This window comes from Brevibacillus sp. BC25 (assembly GCF_000282075.1).
GTDB lineage: Bacteria > Bacillota > Bacilli > Brevibacillales > Brevibacillaceae > Brevibacillus.
Map to the genome: position 1 here is coordinate 51,106 of NZ_AKIX01000006.1, position 21,804 is coordinate 72,909.

Here is a 21,804-nt window from a genome sequence, read left to right on the forward strand (position 1 = left end):
CTTATGAGTCAGCAAGGGCTCTATATCATTACGAACGCACATCCAGCAGTACTTTTCCCGTACTCACCCTGCTCTCGACCAACCCATGGGCACTCGCTGCGTCTTCCAATGCAAAATGCTTGCAGATCTTGATGTCGAGCTGGCCATTCGCCAAATACTCCAACACTTGCTTGGCTGTATCCTGCAGCAAGTGTGGACGCAGCTTGCGTGTCGTACCAAAGCTGAAACCTAATACAGAACGGCAGCTTGCGTGCAGATCGATCGTCTTGATCTGACCGATTTCGCCGCTGGCATTGCCGAAATGGACGAGTCGGCCGTACCAAGCGAGGCACTCGAGACTACGCTCGCTCACCGTTCCGGAAATCGAGTCCAAAATGACATCGGCTCCCGCACCATCCGTCAGCGCATGTACCTTTTCCACAAAGTCTTCGCGATCATTGCAAATCACGTGGTCGGCACCGGCTGACAAGGCAATTTCCGCCTTTGCTTCATTACCGACTGTACCGATGACTCGTCCTGCTCCGAGCAGCTTGGCTAATTGAATCGCCGTCGTTCCGATTCCGCCTGCCGCAGCGTGAATCAGTACGGTTTCCCCTTTGGTAATACGGGCAACCTTCGCCAGTAGCTGGTACGAAGTAAATGACACGACTGGGCAAGCGGCTGCTGTTTCCGTACTGATTTGATCTGGCAGTGCAAAGGTCAAGCTCTCATCCGCCACGATATACTCGGCGTATGATCCGTTGGCCGGAAATGCGATGACTCTTTGCCCCACCTTCAGGCTTTGCACCTCTGCCCCCACCTGTTCAATCACGCCAGTCGCATCGAGTCCCGGGATAAACGGCAGCATGGATGCTCCCTTTTTTCCATATCTGGATTTGATATCGGCAAAATTGACACTGGTCATCTCGACGCGGATCAGGACCTGTGTAGGTGACATGGTCGGCATCTCAACTTCCGCATATTTCATCGTTTCCGGCCCGCCTAATTCCGTTACCAAGATCGCTTTCATGAGAACCCTCCAGGCAAGATTGAAATGGAATGTTAGTTTTGCAGAATAGTCATGATTGCGGCTTTTTTCGCTGCGAACTCCTCGTCCGAAAGCACAGGGGTAAACGCAGCTCGCGGAATGTCCACCAATAGATCATGCCAAGATTTGCAGCCTTGATAAGCAGCGTCAATCGGGATTTCTACAGGCTGCTCTATTCGATACATCCGCACGAACAAAATGTGCAGCGGCTGTTTTTTCTTCCAATGCAAGCGCACATCTGCGAAATTATCCGTCCAGATGTGGAAGGGCGAAAGCGCACGCAGCTTGGCTTCGTCCATCAACTCAACATCGTCGGTTACTTCGGCAAAATATTCGATCGTCACGGTCTTCTTGTCCATTGTCCAGCCTTCAAGGGTCGCGTCTAGCAGATGTTGGTAGTCTGCCTTTACCATGTCGCGCTTCTGGTGCTCATAGGTCGGATACAAATAAAATTGATTGTTTTCCAAGCGGAATTCTCGTGTTTCTTCGTATAATCCACCCTTGCGGATCGTGATGATCTGCTCACCTTCTCCAAGTGCTTTGACGGCGACTGCCCATTCCTTCAAGCTAAGGGGGGATAGCGGCTGTACGATCGACTGCATGCAGCACGGCTCCCTTCTACTGTCAGAATCGTTTGATGACTTTAGTCTAGCCCAATTCCAGCTCATTGAGAAGTCGTCTTCAACAGTTGATCGACATGCTGCATAGCTCCTTGCAGTCTCTCGGCATAATTTCCTCGCAGTGTCACGTACGTAATTCCCCGCTCATCCAACATCTGGCGCAGCTTTTCATGATTGTGCAGGCGTACTTGCTCCTCTCCGTGCACACGCAGCCCATCATCCACCCACGCGACATCTGGCTCCATGAACAGCCACAAATCATACGCTTGCTCGTCAGCAACCTGATCGAGAACAGGGAAGGTTTGCCCGGTGTACAGTTCGGAATAAAACTGGGTGACAATCGCTTCGGTATCGATGAACAAGAGCTTGTTGGCTTTCTGGAGCGCTTCGTACTCTTTCATTTTGTGACCATACGCGATATAAGGGAAATACTCCGGTGTCAAAATCGTATCGCAGCCCCCGACCTCTTCGCAGATTGTGCGTCCATACTCCTCGACAAACACGGTATTGTAGATTTTCGCAAGATAACGGGTCAAAGTCGATTTCCCGCAGCTCTCTGTTCCTACCACCACTACCTTTTTAACGAAATAGGGCTGAACAACAGACGGGATGTGCTGCCAATGAGCGTAGACCCCTTCGTTGCGAATTTTGGTAGCGGAAATCGGCACTTGGCTGCGTGATTCATCGAGAATGATGTGCGCTGCCTCCGGGTATAAACGGCGAAAAATCGGATCGTAGGAGGGCTCGGAGCTGAAAACTAGATCAATTTTTTTCCCAATCTTGCGCTTGATGTCCGCTGCTCCCGCCTCCCAATCGTAGCTCTCGTCACTATCCGCACGATCCTCGACTGCAAGTACTCGGACATTTTCCATGTCCTTGACGAGCGTGGACAACCATCTCAATCGCACTTCATAGGGAATTGGCTTGATTCCTGCCTCCTCACACAGCTTTTGGTCGCGAGTAGGGCTGTGCGAGAGAACGACATACAGCTCGTCGCAGCGGCAGGCCGCCTGTGTAATCGCGTATACATGTCCTTGATGTAGTGGCAAAAATTTGCCGCCAATGAAGCCTACGCCCCCCATGTCTGCTCCTCCCTTTGCTTGCGGTACTGCCGAACCCAGTTCATCAATCCGTAGATGGCATTCACCAAATAAGCGGACCACATGACCAGCATCGAGATATCGCTTCCGTCCTTCAAAAACGCTACCAGCCACATGTAGATCGTGAACAAATCAATGATGATCCAGACCACCCACTGCTCGACCAAACGCTTCACCATGAAGAGCATGGCGATGACGGAAAGAACAGCCGTCAAGGAATCGACAAAAGGCAAGGCCCCGCCCATTTGCTTCAATACAAACCCGTAGGCAATCGTTGCGATGATACTCAAGATCGTCCACCAAATGCGTGCTCGGCTGGACAAAATGGTAATCTTAACGTCATTTTGCTTGACTTCGGACACGCGGTTTTTACGCCACAGGTAGAGTCCAATGAATTGCATCGGCAAAAAATAGAGAAGATTCAGCATTACTTCGCCATAGTACTTTTGCCCATAGGCGACGAACGCGTACAAAACCACATTGATGATACCCGGGTAGTAACTCCACGTCTTTCCTTTGGCGACGAGCACGACACTCAGCATCCCTGTTAAGGAGGCGATCAAGCCGATTAATGTATCATCCAGTGCGAAATACAAGTAAAGGGTAACGAGTGTAAACGAGATGAGCCAAATTTTTTCAAACCAATTCCAGTCTGCTAAAAAGCCGGTGCTTTTCGCATTCATGCGAATCTCTCCTTGAACGCTCGCAGGTTTTCCTGGCGCGCAGAATTGTCGTAGACGGCAAAAACAATGTGGTCAAAAAGCTGTGCATACTGTTCGTCGATCAAAACAGTAGCAAAGTAATCTGCTACGTCCTCCGCTTTGTTGCGAAATACTCCGCAGCCGTACGCTCCCAAAATGATCGTCCGGTGGTTATGAATGGCTGCTGCCCGTAAAATTTTCCGGATGCGCTCCTTCATGACAGGACCAATCTTCGCGATATTTTCAGGCTCTCGCTCACGAACAACCCCAGCATTCACGGCAGGCGCCGTAATAAAAGACAAGAGGTACGGATCATACAAAAGCTGATCGCTTTGATCGCGGAGCACAGGGACCCGCGGTGAATAAATCATGTAGTCAGAATAAAAGCAGGTTTTTAACTGGCGATGATAGGTGTACATTTCCTGCATTTGCACGATGCAAGGATACAGCCCAGAGGAACGCGCCAAGCTCTCTTCCTGCGCCTGGCTTCCCCCGAGGAAGCCTCCGCCCGGATTTTTGGCGGAAGCAAAATTCAAGCATACGGCATCAGCTCGCTTCTTGTGAACGACGAGGCGCTTGGCAGCATCCAGGCTGGATTCGGAGGTAACCTCGACCTTGGCACGCAGCTGTGCAGCCGTTGTTTGATGCGGTGGCAGTTGCACTGTGTCTGCTGCCAAATCATGTGGACGATACAGAACGGATTGGCTGATGGCAGCAGCTAGATCCTCCGTAATGCTCTTCTTTTCTCCCGCTTTGTTCACATAGTAGCCCTGCTCTATGATTTGCAGCGTCTCCTGCGCAATTCGTACGCGAACGCTTCGATTGTGTCCCTGATTCATTGTGATTTCCTCCCTGGTACGGGGCTACGTCTGATCCATCCATTCCGGGTTAAAGCGGAAATACTTGGATGGTCGGTGCCCGGCATGTTTTCGATATTGATTCGTTTCCAACACTTTGTCGGCTACCTTCCTACGAAATGCCGCAGCCAACAGTTCACGTCCCAAAATCACTTCGTACACCTGTTGCAGATCGCTTAATGTGAACAGCTCCGGCATTAAAGCAAAAGCGATGTCTGTGTATTCAATCTTGTTACGCAATCGCTCCAGTGCGTATTGAATGATTTTGGCGTGATCAAATGCGATATTGTTCGTCTCTACAATTTCGCGGGTCTCGCGTATAGTGCGACCTGTTACTGTTTTCGTGATCTTAATGGTGGCAGATAGCTCTTCGCTCTCATGCACAAGTCGCAGCTCCAGCCACTTTTCAGTTATGGAGCCGTCAATAGTCGCCGTCTTTGTTTCTTTCAGCCATTTGTCCTCGATGCGGTACCACTCGGCTTCATCTGCATCATCCCCTGCCTGCAGCTGTAAAGACGAGCTGTCTACCAAGGCCATGTACGACGTGCTGATGACCCATGTCCGCGGATCTCTGCCCGCATCGCCCCAGGTATAGAGCTGCTCCAAATAAATGTCGTCTACGTTTGTTTCCGTACGCAGCTCGCGTCTGGCTGCCTCCTCGAGACTCTCCTCAGGTGTAACAAACCCGCCTGGCAACGCCCATTGGCCAATATACGGATGCTCACCACGCTTCACGAGCAATATTTTCAACGACTTGGGAGAGAGCTTGCGATAATTCTCCTCCAGCTCATCCATCACGGTGAATACCAGCATATCGACTGTCACAGACGGCCGCTCGAATTGGCTGACATCATAAGCCTCCAAGTACTCCTTCTCAGTTTGACCTTGTTTATTTACATGTGATTTTTCTTTCATCCAATCGCCTCTTTTAGCTACTGAATTGTTGTTGTTTTTTGTTATTAACAAAATGTTATTATCAAGTTGTTGGTATCATATTACTCTTTCCTGTTTTTGGTGTCAATAAAAATTACCCACTTCAAGCGAGAGTTTTTATTGTCTTAAAAAGCCGCGTAGAAAAAGCGCATTTCCAGTCCAAGCGCCTCTGGAGCCCGCCCTAGCGTAGTAATAAATGGCGGGGGTTTTCAGCTTTTATCACATACAAAAACGCTCTAGCCTTTTCTGGTTTGAAGCGCTCCCGCCATTTATTACGAAGCGGACAGTCTTCACCCCTTGTAGGGCGGAGGCCGAAGCGTAGACTGGAAATGCGCTTCTTCCCACCACCCTAGCCACTTTTTAAAACAAAACAAAAAGCCCCCTGCCAGCTAAATTCACTGACAGGAGGCTTCTTAAAATTATTAATAGCTTAGATTAAGCAGCACTTGGATCGGCTTTTACTGCCTGAACATAATCGTCTGCTTTCTTTTTGTCGAACTGACCTTCCCAACGAGAGATCACGATTGCTGCCAACGCATTACCTACTACGTTAACAACTGTACGAGCCATGTCCATCAAACGGTCTACACCGGCGATGAAAGCAAGACCTTCTACTGGGAGACCTACAGAGCCGAGCGTAGCCAACAATACTACGAACGATACTCCCGGTACACCAGCGATCCCTTTGGACGTAACCATCAGTACAAGCATCAGCGTGATCTGTGTGCTGATTGGCATGTGAATACCATACATTTGCGCAATGAACAGAGCAGCCAGTGCCTGGTACAGCGTGGAACCATCCAGGTTGAAGGAGTAGCCTGTCGGAATAACAAAGGACGTGATCGCCTTCGGACAGCCCATCTTCTCCATTTTTTCCATAATTTTAGGTAGTACAGTCTCGGAGCTGGAAGTGGAGTAAGCCAACAACAGCTCGTCCTTCAGTACACGCAGAATGGAAGTGATTTTGACTCCGCTGATACGTGCGATGATGCCCATTACCACCAAAATGAAGAACAACATGGCAACGTGAACCAGAATAACCAGTTTGCCTAATGGAATGAGCGATGACAAACCAAACTTGGAAACGGTAACACCAATCAGTGCGAAAACACCAAACGGAGCAAAACGCATGATTGTGTTTACAACCCAGAACATCGCGTCCGCAACTCCATTGAAGAAGTTGAGAACAGGCCTTCCTTTTTCCCCTGCCGCTGCTACACCAAGTCCAAACAGAACGGAGAAGAAAATAATGGCTAACATGTCGCCACGAGCGAGTGCATCAAACACATTGGTTGGCACAATATTGACGAATGTTTCCACCATGCCGTGGCTTTGTGTCGTTTCTGCCGTGTCTACATACTTGTGGATATCGGTCTTGGTAAGAACTGTTCGATCCACACCGAGACCCGGTTGAAAGATGTTCGCCGCCAAAAGACCGACGATAATGGCAATCGTGGTAACGATTTCAAAATACAGAATTGTCTTACCACCGATTTTGCCCAACTTCTTCATGTCACCTACGCCTGCTACGCCCACAATAAGCGTGGCAACAACGATCGGAACGACAATCATTTTAATCAATCGGAGAAAAATATCACCGATAGGCTGTAAATAGGTCGCCACTGCCGGGTTGCCGTAAAAAATAGCACCCACCAGGATACCCAGAATGAGACCGACGACAATCTGCATCGCTAATCCAAACCGCTTCATTCTGACACCTCGCTATGAAAGATTAAGATGTGACTCTCAAGCCGATATGCTTATACGCATCAAGCTTAAGTGGTATATAGGTGAGCATCATATCATGACTTTTTGTGTTTTCCCCTTTTTTGTATTCTTTTCATTTCTTTATTTTTTCTGATAATCTCTGTCAAATTCGCGATATGATTGGGCTCGTTGTATTCGTTTCTGGAAAAATGATAAAATAAGGGAATCAGTTTTCAGCGATTTTTCATTCAGAATGGAGCGCAGTCATGACGATTCGGAAAATGATCATCCTGCTACTAGTTCTGGCAGTCGGGTTGTTTCTTTTACCTTACTCCGTCCCCTTTTTGCTAGCACTGTTAACAGCAATTCTGGTTGAGCCGCTCGTCCTGTTTCTTATCAAAAGGCTACGAATGAATCGGATGAGTGCGGTAATCGCATCCTTTTTTCTTTTCCTCATCTCTTTTGGGATCGTACTGTACTGGATCGGTACGCAGATCGTGATTCAGGGGATTGATTTGGCTCAGCGTTTACCCGCTTTTTCGCAGCATATTTTTGAGTTGGTCGAGTCCTATTTAATGAGCTGGGAAACTTACTATGAATCGTTACCTGCCGAAACCGTCTCGGAAATCCAGAGTGTCTTCGCTGGGCTTAAAAGCTGGGCGCTTACTTCAGCTTCCACGGTTGCCAAAGGCATTCTCGGTGTAGCAGCCATCGTTCCGGGCTTTTTGATCTCGACAATTATTTACTTGGTTGCCTTGTTTTTGATCAGTCTAGATTTGCCGAAATTGCGTGCTGGCTTCATGAGAATGTTCACGGTATCTGCTCGTGAAAAGGTCGAGGTGGTTATCTCTCAATTGAACCGTGCCACCCTTGGTTTTTTACGTGCGCAAATCATCTTGAGCCTGATGACGTTCACACTATCCTTTTTGGGATTGCTCATTTTGCAGGTGAAGTATGCAGCCGTCATTTCGCTCATGATCGTTTTCGTCGATATTCTCCCCATCTTGGGCGCAGGCTCGTTCCTCGTCCCATGGGCTATTTACAACTTCTTGATGGGCAACTCTTATTTGGCAATCGGCCTGATCGTCATTTTCCTCGTGATTACGGTCGTCCGCCGCATTATTGAGCCCAAGGTACTCGCATCTAATCTGGGAATTAGCGCCCTAGCTGCTCTTGTCAGCTTGTTCCTCGGATTTCAGGTAATGGGATTTTTCGGGCTCATACTCGGTCCAGCGCTCGTCATCATTTACGAGGCGCTGCGGAAAGCTGGTTTCTTGAATTTCAAAATAGATTTTTGATGGGCACAAAAGATTGGTAGTGCTACGGCCGTTTTTTCCGGTGATGGAATCGGAAAAGCGGCCGTTGATATAGAAAGATCTGGGGGAGAGCTTATGTGTGCATACAAAGAACTGACCACCTCACAACGGACAATCATGACGCCAGGGCCCGTCGAGGCCGAGCCTAGTGTTCTTCGCGTGATGGGTTCACCCATTTTGGGGCAATTCGATCCAGAATTCACGAACATCATGAACGAAACAATGGAAATGCTTCGGAAATTGTTTCAGACATCCAATCATTGGGCATTCCCTATTGACGGAACTTCCCGGGCGGGCATTGAAGCCGTTTTGTGTAGCATAATCGAACCAGGAGATCGGGTGCTTGTACCCATTTATGGACGATTCGGGCACCTGCTCACGGAGATTGCGGAAAGGTACGGCGCAGATGTAATTACGATGGAAACGCGCTGGGGAAGTGTCTTTGAACCGCAGGACGTCATTGCCGAAATCGAGCGAGTTCAGCCCAAAATCGTTGCAATGGTTCATGGCGAAACATCCACCGGATGTGTTCAGCCTTTGAAAGAAATCGGAGAAGCTTGCCGCCAGATGGATGTCCTGTTTGTCGTCGATGCTGTCGCTTCGATCGGCGGGACTGAAGTTATGGTAGACGATTGGTATATCGACGCATGTATTGGCGGCACACAAAAATGCTTGTCTGTCCCCTCTGGGATGGCTCCTATCACGTTTAATTCTCGTGTAGAAGCACTCTTGCTCCAACGGAAAAAAATTGAGCGTGGACTCGCTGATCCCTCTGCTCCGAAATCTATTCAAACCAGAACGATCCGCAGCAACTATTTTGACTTGAGCCAGCTCATGGATTACTGGGGACCCGCACGGCTGAACCACCATACGGAGGCGACAACGATGCTGTACGCCTTGCGCGAGGGAGTGCGCATTGCCCTCACGGAAGGTCTGGAGGCGAGATTCGCCAGACATCGCTTGCATGAACAAGCCTTGGTCGCAGGTGTATTGGCGATGGGATTGCAGCTCTACGGCGATCCGGCTTGCAAGCTTCCCGTCGTGACCTGCATTAAAATTCCTGAGGGACTGGACGGAGAGTCAGTCCGCGCCATGCTGCTCGAAGATTTTCATATTGAAATTGCCAGTTCCTTCGGGCCACTAAAAGGGACAATCTGGCGGATTGGCACAATGGGCTACAGCTGCCGGAAGAAAAATATTTTGCATGTGCTAGGGGCGTTGGAAGCGGTTCTCATCCGGCATGGAGCCCGTGTACACGCAGGGCGGGCTGTACAAGCTGCTTTAGATATTTATCATAGCTAAAAACAAAGGCCGCTGGGGCAATATAATACCCGAGCGGCTTTTATTATGTTCACAACTGATTGCGAATTACCGTGCCACTAGTCACATTTGTAAGATGCCCATCTGACACGGTGATCTTCCCATTGACCAGCACATGGCGAATACCCAATGACTGCTGCATCGGTGCCTCATATGTTGCCCGGTCTACGATCTTGTTCGGGTCAAATACGACGAGATCTGCCCAGTATCCTTCTCGCAAAAATCCTCGATCCTGCAACCGCAGCAATTGAGCTGGGGCGCCTGTCATTTTTCGCAGGGCTTCCCAAAGTGGAAACGATTGTTTCTCTCTTGCGTAATGACCTAACACACGAGCAAATGAACCGTAGAGCCTGGGATGGGGCTTTCCGCCGAACACACCATCTGAACCCACCATTTGTAGCGAATGCTTCATCACTCTCTCGACATCATCTTCGTCCCCCCAGTGGATAATGATGGTTACCTCGCCTTCTTCTTCCACCAAAAGATTAAATGCGGCATCTGCCGGATCCAGCCCTTGTTGCTGGGCAATTTCCTGCAAATTCATTCCTTCCAGCTTCCGATTGTTCGCAGAGGCTACAGATGCGATGACAAGATTGTCCCAGCCGTTGTTTCTGACGGGATTGTCGTATTCCCCGTTTTGCTCCATTTCTTCTTTTGCTCGCTCGCGAATTTTGAGGTCATGTAGCCGCTCCAACATTTTTGCGATACCACCATCATGCATCCATGGGGGAAGAATGGCATGGAGAAAAGTGGATGCTGCTGCATACGGATATTGATCAAACGTAATCTCGATACCGTCAGCACGTCCCTGCTCCAACTTTTCCAAGGCAATGTCCAGCTTATCCCGATTTCTGCCGCCACAAATTTTAAAATGAGAGACGTGCAGACGAACTCCCGATCTGCGTGCTGCATCGATCACTTCGTCTAATGCCTCCAACGAGTAATTGCTCTCGTTGCGGATGTGAACAACAAAGCAGCCATCGTATTTAGCGGCACCCTTGCAGATTCCAACCAATTCTTCTTTGTTCGCATAGACGCAAGGCGGGTATTGGATACCGGACGACACGCCAAAAGCGCCCTGCTGCATGCCTAGTTCTATCAGTTCCTGCATCGCTGCGATTTCTTTTTGCGTAGCCTCTCTACCGGCAAAACCCATCACCATGGATCGGATATTTCCATGCGGTACCAAATACGCTATATGGCCAGTCAGCTTCGCCTGTTCAAGAAATGCCAGGTATTCATCAATGCTGTGCCATGGCCAATCTCCGATGTCACCGTTGATCCTTTTCAATTGCTTCATCCAGAGTGGTTTCGTCTCACTCGTCACGGGAGCAACAGAAACCCCATCCTGCCCGACAAGTTCTGTCGTGATTCCCTGCAACACCCGGATCTGGTGAATATCAGGTTGTGTACACCACAAATCTGAGTGAACATGTACTTCAATGAAACCAGGAGCGACCACCATTCCAGTCGCATCTATTTCCGTGATTCCTCCAGAAGGAATGAATCTCGCCATATGGGCAATTCGCCCGTTTTCGATCCCAATATCCAGCCTCGTCCACGGATTTCCTGTACCATCACAAACCATCCCATTGCGTATGACGATATCAAACGTTTTCTGTACCATTTACACGTCTCCTCGCTATTGGACAGAAACATTCCAGAATGGCGCATCCATGAAGTACTGATAGCCCTTCACGTAGTTACGATGAGCCGCCAATCCGTGCAAGTCCCCTATTTTTACAATCGGGAGATCCTCCCAGAACAAGGCTTGGATTTTCTCAAATACGACCTTCTGCTCATCAAAGGTAACCGTATGGCGAAGTTCGTCCAGCAATGCATCCATCTCAGGGTTATCGTACCAGCCTGGCCACTTGTTTCGAGAGTCTAGATACAGTGTTTGAACCGGGTTTGTGTAGGTTGGAAAGCCAGTGAAAAAGATGTTCCACTTCGTTTCATCTGAACGTTTGCTGACCATCGTAGGCCAGTCGTAAATCTCGAAGTTTACTTTGACCCCGATTTTTTCCAACTGGTCTTTGACCATGATGGAGCTTTTGTAAATGTATTCGTAATCCTTTGTGGTGATGATGGTCACGGGCTCGCCGTTGTAGCCCGCTTCAGCCAACAGCTTTTTCGCCAATTCTGGATTCTTCTGATTGTATTTTTCTTTACCTGCTTCTGAATGCCATGGCTGCTCTACAAACATCAGGCTGTGATCCAGTCGAAAAAAATCCGGGTTCCCGCTTATCCCCATCATGATCATTTCATGGTCAAGTGCAGCATTCACTGCTTGGCGTGCCGTTACATTCGCAAACAAACCTTTTTTCTTGTTAAAAATCATGCCGACGTATTTTTGTGGCTTCGACACGACCGTCACCAGATTAGGGTCACCTTTTAACTGTTCGTAGTTGTCAAAGGGAAGCTCATCAGCAAAATCGTACTCCCCCGATTGAAGACCTGCCACACGTGTAGCTGCATCCGGAACGGTGTGGAAGTAAATGCGGTCTACCATGGCTTCCTTTTTCCCGCCCAATCCGCTTGCTGGATCGGATAACGCTTGATAGTTGGCATATTTTTCGAGATGAATGTATTGATCTTGCTTCCACTCCACAAATTTGAACGGCCCTGTCCCAATGTATTCTTTTATTCCTTCTTCCGTAGCCGCTTCAATGACTTCCTTCGGCATGATCATTGCGCCCTGTTGAGGAAATGCGAGAGAGGTTAGCAAGGTGCCGGATGGCTTTTCCAAAGTAATCATAATTTTGTCATTGTCCTTGGACGAAATCGTGGCATTCGCGAGTGCTGTTTTTCCATTCGGGGACAGCTCCTTCCAGCGATTGAGCGAAGCAATCACATCCTCAACACCCAGAGCTTTCCCATTATGAAAAGTGATTCCTACCCTGAGTGTGAAGGTGATCTCTTTCCCGTCTTTGCTCACTTCAAAAGCTTTCGCCAGCATCGGAATAGGCTTGTAGTCTTTATCCAGCGTGACGAGCGGCTCGAAAATATGCCAACCGACTTGGAGAGCCACTGTCGTGGACGTTTTCACCAGATCAAGTGAAGGCGGTGAAACCGACAACGCAACGCGCAGTTCGTTCGTCTCTTTTTTCTGATCACCGCTGGTAGCAGGATCGCTTGAAGACGGAGCCGACGTGCACCCCAGCAATGAAAGTGTCACGATTAATAGAAGTGTCAACATGTAACCAATCGGCTTCTTGATCATGGAACCCCTCCTTCATTAATCGAATTTTCAGGTTATTTTCAAACTGATCTCTTCATTGCGGATTACTGTACCCGCGGTCAAGCCAGTGAAGGACGAGCGATCCACCGCCATTTTCCCGTTCACTAGTACATATTTGATCCCGATCGGCTCAAGGAGCGGCTGCTCGTAGGTCGCTTGATCTGCAACCGTTTTCGGTTCAAAAATAACAATATCAGCCCAATACCCTTCAGTAATGAATCCTCGATCCTTGAGTCGAAGCAGCTGCGCAGGCGCTCCTGTCATATGACGAATGGCTTCAGACATCGTGAGAATTTCTTGTTCCCTGACAAACCGCCCTAGTATTCGCGGGAAGGTTCCGTAGAGCCTTGGATGCGGTTTTCCGCCGAATATCCCGTCCGAACCGACGATTTGCAATGGATGTTTAAGCGCGTTCGTGATATCTTCCTCTTCGCCCCATGAAATGACCATCGTGACCCCGGCATTTTCCTCCAGCAACAGCTCAAAGACAGCATCAGCAGGCGTTGTTCCACGCATCTGGGCAATTTCCAGTAGATTCTTCCCCTCTACCACACGGTTTTTCTCAGAAGTGACAGACGCAATCACGATATTTCCCCAGCCGCAGCTCTCTACCCAGTTTTCAAAATCATGGTTGTTCTCGAAGTCATCTTTAATCCGCCTGCGAATCTCCGGGTCTTGCAGCTTGGCGAGCAGCTCCTCTGTACCTCCATTGTGCATCCACGGGGGCAACAAGGCATGTAATACGGTTGATCCTGCTGTGTACGGATACTGATCAAAGGTGATCTCGATGCCCTCAGTGCGGGCTTGATCCATTTTATCTAATGCCTGCTGGAAGTTGTCACGATTGTTTCGGCCAATCACCTTGAAATGAGAAATATGCAGACGCACACTTGAACGGCGTGCAACATCGATCATCTCGTCGAGCGCTTCGAGAATGTGATTACTTTCATTTCGCATATGGACGACGAAGCATCCATCATATTTGGCTGCTCCTTTGCATAACTCGATGAGCTCTTCTTTGCACGAAAACAAATTAGGCGGATACACAAGCCCTGACGACAGGCCGACTGCTCCTTGTCGCATTCCCTCTTCTACGAGCTCACGCATCTTTTGCATCTCTTCTGTCGTAGCCCTTCGTCCCTCAAACCCCATCACAAGTGTTCGCACAGCACCGTGGGGAACCAGGTAAGCGACATTTCCCGCCAGCGTAGAGCGGCTTAAAAACTGGAGGTACTCGTCAATCGAATGCCAAGGCCAGTCTCCAATGTCACCGTTCAACCCGCGGAGTTGTTTTTGCCATAAAGGCTTCGTCTGTTCATTAACAGGGGCAACAGAAATACCGTCTTGCCCGAGCAGCTCTGTCGTTACTCCTTGCAGCACCTTGATTTTGTGCATATCCGGCTTCGTGCACAGCAAGTCAGAATGTACATGCGTGTCAATAAAACCGGGAGAAACAACCAGCCCTTCTGCCTCGATCTCTAGCACGGCTTCTGTGTCGTGAAGCTGTCCAATCTTCACAATCCTTCCGTCCTTAATACCGATGTCCAACCGGGTCCACGGATTACCAGTTCCGTCGTACACCTGACCATTCCGAATAACGATATCCAACATTCTTCTTGCTCCTCTCTGTCCTTGCAATTTTTATGAGACGAGATGACAAGCGACACGATGGCCCGTACCCATTTCCCGCAAAACCGGAACGACTTCCTTACAGGTGGCGATCGCTTGTGGACATCTCGGATGAAACACGCAGCCTTTTGGCAGATGGATAGGGGAGGGAACCTCGCTTGAGAGGACGATCCTCTCTTTCTTTTTCTTGGGATTCGGCTCTGGAACAGCTGACAATAGCGCTCGGGTATAAGGGTGCAGTGGTTGGGAGAACAAGGCATCCGTAGGGGCTTCTTCTACTAAATGCCCCAGGTACATCACGCCGACTCGATCAGAAATATGTCGGACGACGCTGAGGTCATGTGCGATGAATAAATAGGTGAGTTGAAAATCTTCTTGCAGCTGTTGCAATAAATTGAGAATCTGAGACTGAATAGAGACATCGAGTGCGGAAACAGGTTCATCACATACGATGAAGGCAGGATTAACGGCTAATGCACGCGCCAGCACGATCCGCTGTCTTTGTCCACCTGAAAACTCATGCGGATATCGATCGTAATGCTCTAGCTGTAGTCCCACTTTACGAAGAAGGTCAAGGACAAGCTGCTTATGCTGCCTTTTCTCTCCCAAATTGAAAATACTCATCGGTTCAGCGATGGCTTTGCCTATTTGTTTGCGGGGATTTAGCGCTGAATACGGGTCTTGAAAAATGATCTGCATTTCTTTTCTGGCGTTTCTGAGTTCTTCATCCGAGAATTGAGTGATGTCCTGCCCTTTGTATTGCACACTGCCAGACGTTGGTTCTAGCAAGCGAAGGATCATGCGGCCCGTTGTGCTTTTTCCACATCCAGATTCTCCAACCAGCCCGTAGGTTTCCCCTTTGTATATTTTCAAGGAAAGATTGCTGACCGCTTTTACGTACGCTTTCTCTTGAAAGTAGCCCCCTTTGATCGGAAAATGCTTCACTAAATTGGATACCTGTAAAAGTGGTACCGCTGTTTTCTCCTTAGCTGCCAAATACAACGCCTCCCAACCCGATTCTTTCGTGATGCCAGCATCGAACCTGATGCCCGTCCGCTATTTCGAACAAGTCTGGAGGATACTGCCTGCACTTTTCATCTGCCAGCGGACATCTGGGTGCAAAACGACACCCTTTTGGAATCTGATGGAGCGACGGAACAATGCCTTCTATCACATGGAGCTTCTTACCGCGATTGCCATCAATGGTCGGGATCGATTTCATCAAACCAATCGTATAGGGATGCTTCGGATTCTCAAACAAGGTGTCCACAGAAGCTTCTTCTACGATCTGCCCCAAATACATGACCAGAACCCGATCGCACACTTCCGCAACGACGCCAAGATCATGGGTGATTAGCAGGATTCCCATTTGTAATTGCTTTTGCAGACCGAGCATCAATTCAAGAATTTGCGCTTGAATGGTAACGTCCAATGCGGTCGTCGGTTCATCGGCAATCAACAGCTTGGGCTGGCAGCACAAGCCCATGGCGATCATGACACGCTGCCTCATCCCGCCTGAGAGCTGATGAGGATAGTCGTTCACCCTCTTTTCCGGTGAAGGAATGCCTACCAAAGTAAGCATCTCAATCGTTTTTTCCTGCGCAGCCTTTTTGGACAGCTTTTGATGCAGCATGAGCGATTCGGCAATTTGGTTTCCTATGGTATAGACAGGATTGAGCGAGCTCATCGGGTCTTGGAAGATCATCGATATCCGATTGCCGCGTATCTCTTGCAGCTCTTCCATGGATGATTGCAGCAGCTCTTTTTGCTCAAAAAAGATTTCGCCTGTAAGCTTCGTTCCACTGAGTTTTCGGAACAGCCGTAAGATCGACAAGGAGGTCACACTTTTTCCGCACCCCGATTCCCCAACCAATCCGACCGTCTCGCCGGAATCCACCTGAAAGGAAACCCCATCTACAGCTGTCACCTGACCCAGCTCTGTGGAAAAGGTCGTTCTCAAGTTTTTCACTTCCAACAATGTCACATGAATCATCCCCTTCCCGCCTTGCAGCGCTTATTTTTTTGCTCGATTCGTATGCGGGTCCAATAAATCGCGGAGGCCATCTCCGAGCAGGTTGAGCCCCAGTACGGTTGTCATGATGGACAGTCCGGGAAAAACAGTCATCCACCATGCTTGCTTCATGATCGTTCTACCGTCATTTAAAATGTTTCCCCAGCTTGGCTCAGGCGGCGGAGTTCCCGCTCCCAAGAAGCTCAGGGAGGCTTCCGTAATGACGGCATACGCAAAAACGAACGTTGCCTGGACAATCAGAGGAGACAGGCAGTTCGGTGCGATATGCAGCCAAATGACCCTCCATGACTTCCCACCCAGCGCATGAATCGCCTCGATATACGTCTGCTCCCTCACCGTTATCGCTACCGATCTGATCGCTCGGGCTACCGTTGGAATATACACCACACTCAGGGCGATAATCACATTGCTCATTTTCGGACCGAGTGCGGCCAGTATCGCAATGGCCAGCAATATCGCGGGAAATGCCATTAAGCCGTCATTAATCCGCATGAGGAAGTTGTCCAATCTTCGGTAGTAGGCTGAATACAGCCCAAATATTAATCCCACGACGGAAGTAATCACGACTACTAAGAATCCAACCCCCATCGAAATTCTGCTTCCGTACACAACACGGGTAAAAACATCTCGGCCAAACTCGTCCGTACCGAACCAATGACTTGCGCTGGGCGGTTTGAGTCGATCCTGTACTTTCATTTCGAGTGGATCATAGGAGGTGAGCAAAGGAGCAAGGACACAAATGAAGGTGATAAACAAAACGAGAATACTCCCGGAGACAGCCAATCTGTTTGCGAAAAACCGATTCATGGCAACTCTTACGTGATACCTCGAAGGTGCAACAGGTTGGCTTGTGGCAATCGTTACCGAAGATGTTTCCATTCATCCATCCCCCTTAGCTCTTGTCGTATCGCACACGTGGATCGATATAAGCGTAAAGCAAATCAACGATGAGATTGATGAGAACATACGCTGTTGCAATCATGAGCACGGTTCCCTGGATGACCTCGTAATCCCGTCTTAAAACAGAATTGACAATGAGCTTGCCGATCCCAGGTATGTTAAAGACGGTTTCAGTCACGACTGCTCCCCCGATCAGCGTCGCAAACGAAAGTCCGATTACCGTAAGGATGGGGATGAAGGCATTGCGAAGCGCATGCTTATAGGTGACAATCCACATCTTCAAGCCTTTTGCTTCTGCCGTTCGAATGTAATTTTCGTTCAACACTTCCAGCATGGAGGATCGCGTCATTCGCGCAATTAAAGCCCCTTGCATAATGCCAAGTGATATCGCGGGCATGATCAAGTATTTAAAATGATTCAGGAGTCCATTGGACATCGGTTGATAGCCTGCTGCAGGGAGCCAATTCAGTTGGACAGCGAAAAGCAAGATCAGATTCAATCCGATCCAGAAGCTAGGAAGCGAGATTCCCAGTAAAGCAAATGTCATAAACGATTGATCCATCCAAGTGCCTCGACGATTGGCAGCCATCACACCCAAGGGGATCGCAAACAGAATCGCGATGATCTCAGCCATAATTGTTAATGAAAGGGTAGGCCCTAAATGCTCCCATATCGCTTCTGTCACAGGCTTATCCATAAAAATCGACCAGCCTAAATCCCCTTGCAGCAAGCCCCCTATCCATTCGAAAAAGCGGATATAGATGGGAAGATTTAAACCTAGCTGCTCTCGTAATTTTGCTAATTCTTCTTCCGTAGCCTGTGCCCCCAGAATGACAGAAGCAGGGTCACCAGGGGTAAGATGAATGATAATAAAATCAACAACCGCTACAACCAGAAGGACAGGTAATAAGGACACGACACGCTTAAGCAAATAACCTCCCATTTTCGTCTTTCCCCCTCAATTGTCATCGATTAAAAACCATGAACGTGTAAAACTCAGCATTCATATATGCAGTTTCAGATCATAGACCTGACGGGGCCTTCCTTTACAGATCGGCTGCTCTTCACCGACGACCATTGCCAATTGACTCTGCTCCAATTTGCTTAAAATCCGTCTGGCACTGCGTAATGAAACGCCAAATCGACTAGCGAGGTCAGCTGCGGTTATTTGTGAGCTGCCGTAGTTTTGGCAAAAGGAGATCAGTTTGTTGATCGTCCCGACGCTCAAACCTGATTTTCGGGCGGCATCCAAACGCTCTGGATTGTTGCTTCGGAGGGAGTACGCTAACTGAAATTCTTCACCCAGCGGTCCGACAACATTGCCATCATGCATAGCGATAAAACAGCTTCCTCCTCCGCCGGCCTTTGCTTTGGAGAGAGCTTCCCCGGCTTTGCTTTGCGCCTCGTTCGCGGTTCGGCCCAGCCCAATTCCGATACTGGCCGAAATGTTTAAACGGTTTACAATTCTCTCTAACAGAGGGAACCGCGTAAACATGCTCGTCGTCCGTTCAATAACTCCTCGAGTCGTAACGAAGATGACTTCATTTCGATCCGGCCAGTTCATCAAGGCTTGAATTTCTTCCCCATAATCAATCAAAATTTCCTGGATCGCGATTTTCTTTCGCTGAAGCTCATATTCGGATGAATGCCATTTTTTCACGATGTTTTCAATATTGATGATGCCAATTGCGATCTGCGTATCATTTAACTGGAGGTTCTTTCCTTCCATTTGCGCTCGATACAAACCGTCTTGAATCGTAGATTTGGTGGGGGTCACACGATAACAGGGGATTCCTAATCTTCGAAGCTCCCAATAAACAGATGCCACGCAAGTGAAAATCGCGTCTATCTTGTTACTTGTCCATAAGTCGTAATGAAACTGAAGAATGTCGCCAGCGCTCTGCTCTTGCCGATATTCCATCGTGTACATACGATCCACAGGTATAGAAAGCTCATCCAACCTTTGTTCAATCTCTTGTAAAGACAGAACATCGATACTGAACCGCAACCGACTATCTTTCAGTAGAGTCCCGCTATCTCGCAGCAATTGAAAGAACACGCGGTAGAGACTCGTTCCATTGTAAGGCAGGTAAACCATCGGCTTTGGACCATCAACGTGTTCACGAGCAATTTGGTATGGAATCGGACCAGCAAATAAAAAGACATCCACCTCTTCCTTGCAGGAAAGGACAAGCTGTTTAACCTCCTGAACATCTTTGTAACCGAGGGGGAGCAATATTAAGGCCGGAAATGTTGTTGCCATATGCAAAACCTCATCAAGCAAATCGTAAGGACCTATTACTGCAACTTTTATTTCCATCGTTCCCTACCACTTTCTCTCAGATTTTTTACTGCCAACATACATTTTATTAAATTTTTCAAAAATTCTTTCTATTATCATACATTCGGCCATTCTTACATGCAATTTCCGTTAATAGTCCTTTTATCCCCTTTTTTATTAAAAAAACGTGTAAGGAGCCACTCCGTCTTCCGGAATGCTTCCCTACACGTCTTCTCGTTAAGAGATCCTATTATTTCTGGCTGACACGCGCCAATAAATCGACGATGTGCACGGCCTCCATCTTTCCTTCCAGTCCAGCTCGATGAATGCCTGCTTTCATCTGCAACAGACAGCCCGGATTCGAGGTCACGAGAATGTCTGCTTGGGTAGCCGCTACATGACCCATTTTTTCATCCAAGAGGCTCCCGGCCATCTCAGGCTGCACCAGATTGTAAATGCCCGCAGAGCCGCAGCAGCGATCTCCCTCGCGAAGCTGTACGTATGTGGCTCCCGGAATGCCTTGCAGCAGGTTCACCGGCTCTTTTGTCACCTTCATCCCGTTGCGCAGGTGACAGGAGGATTGATAGGTGATCCGCTGCGGCAATGATTGCCATGTTTTTGGCTCGACGAGGAGTGCAAGCACTTCGCTAATATCCTTCACGCGTGAAGCGAACCATTGTGCCTTCTCCTGCCAGTCGGCATCTTCCGCCAGCAAATGGTCGTATTCTTGCAGCATCGCCCCACAACCGCCTGCATTGGATACAATGATATCCACATTAGCCTTGTGAAAAGCAGCCACATTTTTTCGCGCCAGATTGCGTGCCTGTTCACGTTCACCGCTATGTGCATGGAGAGCACCGCAACACACCTGATCAGGAGCGATGATGACCTCACAGCCTGCCTCACTCAGAAGCCGCACCGTGTTGCGATTCGTCTCATTGAATAGGACATCCATGATGCAGCCGTGAAACATTCCTACGCGATACTTGCGCTCGCCTACAGCTGGAATAACCGTGCCACCGAAAAAGTCCACGATTCCTTTTCCAGATGCTTCAGGCATGATCGCTTCCATTTCCCGCATTTGCTTTGGCAGGATGGATAACACTCCCAGCTTGCGAACGGCTTTTTGCGCACCTGAGCGCTGATAGAAGCGCAAGAGTCCGCCGAGTTGGTACATGCGCTTTTGATGAGGGAACATGTGGAAAAACGCGAGCTTGCGGACGGCTTTGACCCACCATGGATGCTCCTGCACCTCTTCGATCGCTTCTCTCGTCTGTTCGATCAACTGACCGTACGGCACACCTGCTGGGCATACCGGCTCACATGCTCGACAGCCTAGACACAGATTCATTTGATCGACGAAATCTTTGTCCGGCTCCATGACACCGTCTGCTACGGCTTTCATCAAGGCAATGCGACCTCGTGGAGAAGCTGCCTCATAGCCTGTTTCTCGAAAGGTCGGACAAGCTGGCTGACAGAAGCCACAGCGCATACAGTTGGACAGTTCATCGTAATCAAGTTTATTTACCAAGGCTTCTTTAAGCACGCTGAACCACCACTCTGTTCCGGGACTGTTTGGCAAACATCTTGTCAGGGTTCAGGAGATTGTGAGGATCGAAAGCGTGCTTGATGCCTTGCATGATCTCCATACCTGCGGCTCCTACTTTCCACTCCAAATACGGTGCCTTGACGATCCCAACGCCATGCTCTCCCGTAATCGTTCCCCCCAAATCGATTGCCGCCGCGAAAATTTCCTCGAAGGCGTGCTCGACGCGCTCGATCTCTTCCGTGTTGCGAGCGTCTGTCATGCAGGTCGGATGTAAATTGCCGTCTCCTGCATGGCCAAAGGTGCATATTTGCAGTCCGTAACGCTCTGTAATCTCTTGGATCGCGGCGACCATCGGTGCTATCGCGGCGCGGGGAACGGTCGCGTCCTCCAAAATGGTCGTTGGACGCATCCGTGACAATGCGGCGAGCGCACTGCGTCTAGCAGTCATTACCTCATCCGCTTCCTCGGCTGTCGTCGCTACCTTGATTTGAACGGCATCATTCTTTTTGCAAATAGCAGCGATCTGCTCCATGTCCCGATCTACCGTCTGTGGCTCTCCGTCCTGACCGATCAGGAGGATCGCCGCCACAT

19 protein-coding genes are annotated in these 21,804 nt (G+C 49.0%); 2 read left to right on the plus strand and 17 right to left on the minus strand.

Annotated features, from left to right (window positions below; genetic code table 11):
- Positions 1-28 precede the first annotated feature (28 nt).
- From PMI05_RS01030 to PMI05_RS01060, 7 genes are all read right to left on the minus strand, one after another.
- Positions 29-1,009: an NADPH:quinone oxidoreductase family protein gene (locus PMI05_RS01030; RefSeq protein WP_007716147.1), complete on the minus strand. Its 981-nt coding sequence runs from the start codon at positions 1,007-1,009 to the stop codon at positions 29-31.
- 32 nt (positions 1,010-1,041) lie between these two features.
- Positions 1,042-1,629 (minus strand): DUF1802 family protein, encoded by a 588-nt coding sequence (locus tag PMI05_RS01035; protein ID WP_007716148.1) that lies wholly within the window; start codon positions 1,627-1,629, stop codon positions 1,042-1,044.
- 62 nt (positions 1,630-1,691) lie between these two features.
- Positions 1,692-2,729, minus strand: a complete 1,038-nt coding sequence (gene nadR, locus PMI05_RS01040; RefSeq protein WP_007716149.1) for a multifunctional transcriptional regulator/nicotinamide-nucleotide adenylyltransferase/ribosylnicotinamide kinase NadR — start codon at positions 2,727-2,729, stop codon at positions 1,692-1,694.
- Complete coding sequence (gene pnuC / locus PMI05_RS01045) at positions 2,717-3,430, minus strand: nicotinamide riboside transporter PnuC (RefSeq protein WP_007716154.1); 714 nt, start codon at positions 3,428-3,430, stop codon at positions 2,717-2,719. The genes nadR and pnuC overlap by 13 nt, the downstream gene beginning before the upstream one ends.
- Positions 3,427-4,287: a TIGR02452 family protein gene (locus tag PMI05_RS01050; protein WP_007716156.1), complete on the minus strand. Its 861-nt coding sequence runs from the start codon at positions 4,285-4,287 to the stop codon at positions 3,427-3,429. Before PMI05_RS01050 ends, pnuC begins: the two co-directional genes overlap by 4 nt.
- A 24-nt stretch (positions 4,288-4,311) precedes the next feature.
- On the minus strand, positions 4,312-5,220 hold the full coding sequence (locus PMI05_RS01055) for an NUDIX domain-containing protein (protein WP_007716157.1): 909 nt from the start codon (positions 5,218-5,220) through the stop codon (positions 4,312-4,314).
- Positions 5,221-5,673: 453 nt separating this feature from the next.
- On the minus strand, positions 5,674-6,948 hold the full coding sequence (locus PMI05_RS01060; protein WP_007716158.1) for a cation:dicarboxylate symporter family transporter: 1,275 nt from the start codon (positions 6,946-6,948) through the stop codon (positions 5,674-5,676).
- A 263-nt stretch (positions 6,949-7,211) separates the two neighbouring features.
- Here PMI05_RS01060 and ytvI point away from each other — a divergent pair, with 263 nt between their 5' ends.
- On the plus strand, positions 7,212-8,243 hold the full coding sequence (gene ytvI, locus PMI05_RS01065; protein WP_007716162.1) for a sporulation integral membrane protein YtvI: 1,032 nt from the start codon (positions 7,212-7,214) through the stop codon (positions 8,241-8,243).
- A 93-nt stretch (positions 8,244-8,336) separates the two neighbouring features.
- Complete coding sequence (locus PMI05_RS01070) at positions 8,337-9,563, plus strand: alanine--glyoxylate aminotransferase family protein (protein ID WP_007716163.1); 1,227 nt, start codon at positions 8,337-8,339, stop codon at positions 9,561-9,563.
- A gap of 49 nt (positions 9,564-9,612) precedes the next feature.
- Here the strand turns inward: PMI05_RS01070 and PMI05_RS01075 are convergent, their stop codons facing one another.
- The 10 genes from PMI05_RS01075 to PMI05_RS01120 all read right to left on the minus strand — a co-directional run.
- Positions 9,613-11,208, minus strand: coding sequence for an amidohydrolase family protein (locus tag PMI05_RS01075; protein ID WP_007716164.1), 1,596 nt, complete (start codon positions 11,206-11,208; stop codon positions 9,613-9,615).
- A gap of 15 nt (positions 11,209-11,223) precedes the next feature.
- On the minus strand, positions 11,224-12,804 hold the full coding sequence (locus tag PMI05_RS01080; RefSeq protein WP_007716165.1) for an ABC transporter substrate-binding protein: 1,581 nt from the start codon (positions 12,802-12,804) through the stop codon (positions 11,224-11,226).
- Positions 12,805-12,831: 27 nt separating this feature from the next.
- Positions 12,832-14,433: an amidohydrolase family protein gene (locus PMI05_RS01085; RefSeq protein ID WP_007716166.1), complete on the minus strand. Its 1,602-nt coding sequence runs from the start codon at positions 14,431-14,433 to the stop codon at positions 12,832-12,834.
- 30 nt (positions 14,434-14,463) lie between these two features.
- Positions 14,464-15,447: an ABC transporter ATP-binding protein gene (locus PMI05_RS01090; protein WP_007716169.1), complete on the minus strand. Its 984-nt coding sequence runs from the start codon at positions 15,445-15,447 to the stop codon at positions 14,464-14,466.
- The gene (locus PMI05_RS01095) at positions 15,437-16,444 is read right to left on the minus strand and encodes an ABC transporter ATP-binding protein (protein WP_007716170.1); all 1,008 of its coding nucleotides are present in this window, start codon (positions 16,442-16,444) and stop codon (positions 15,437-15,439) included. The genes PMI05_RS01090 and PMI05_RS01095 overlap by 11 nt, the downstream gene beginning before the upstream one ends.
- 21 nt (positions 16,445-16,465) lie before the next feature.
- On the minus strand, positions 16,466-17,362 hold the full coding sequence (locus PMI05_RS01100) for an ABC transporter permease (RefSeq protein WP_007716171.1): 897 nt from the start codon (positions 17,360-17,362) through the stop codon (positions 16,466-16,468).
- Positions 17,363-17,375: 13 nt separating this feature from the next.
- Entirely contained in the window at positions 17,376-18,326 is a 951-nt protein-coding gene (locus PMI05_RS01105) for an ABC transporter permease (RefSeq protein ID WP_007716172.1), read from the minus strand.
- A gap of 60 nt (positions 18,327-18,386) precedes the next feature.
- Positions 18,387-19,646 (minus strand): transcriptional regulator, encoded by a 1,260-nt coding sequence (locus tag PMI05_RS01110; RefSeq protein WP_238543228.1) that lies wholly within the window; start codon positions 19,644-19,646, stop codon positions 18,387-18,389.
- A 268-nt stretch (positions 19,647-19,914) separates the two neighbouring features.
- Positions 19,915-21,210: a (Fe-S)-binding protein gene (locus PMI05_RS01115; protein WP_007716176.1), complete on the minus strand. Its 1,296-nt coding sequence runs from the start codon at positions 21,208-21,210 to the stop codon at positions 19,915-19,917.
- Positions 21,203-21,804, minus strand: a 602-nt coding sequence (locus PMI05_RS01120; protein WP_039959944.1) for an FAD-linked oxidase C-terminal domain-containing protein, incomplete at its 5' end; no start/stop codon positions are given. The genes PMI05_RS01115 and PMI05_RS01120, both read right to left, overlap by 8 nt.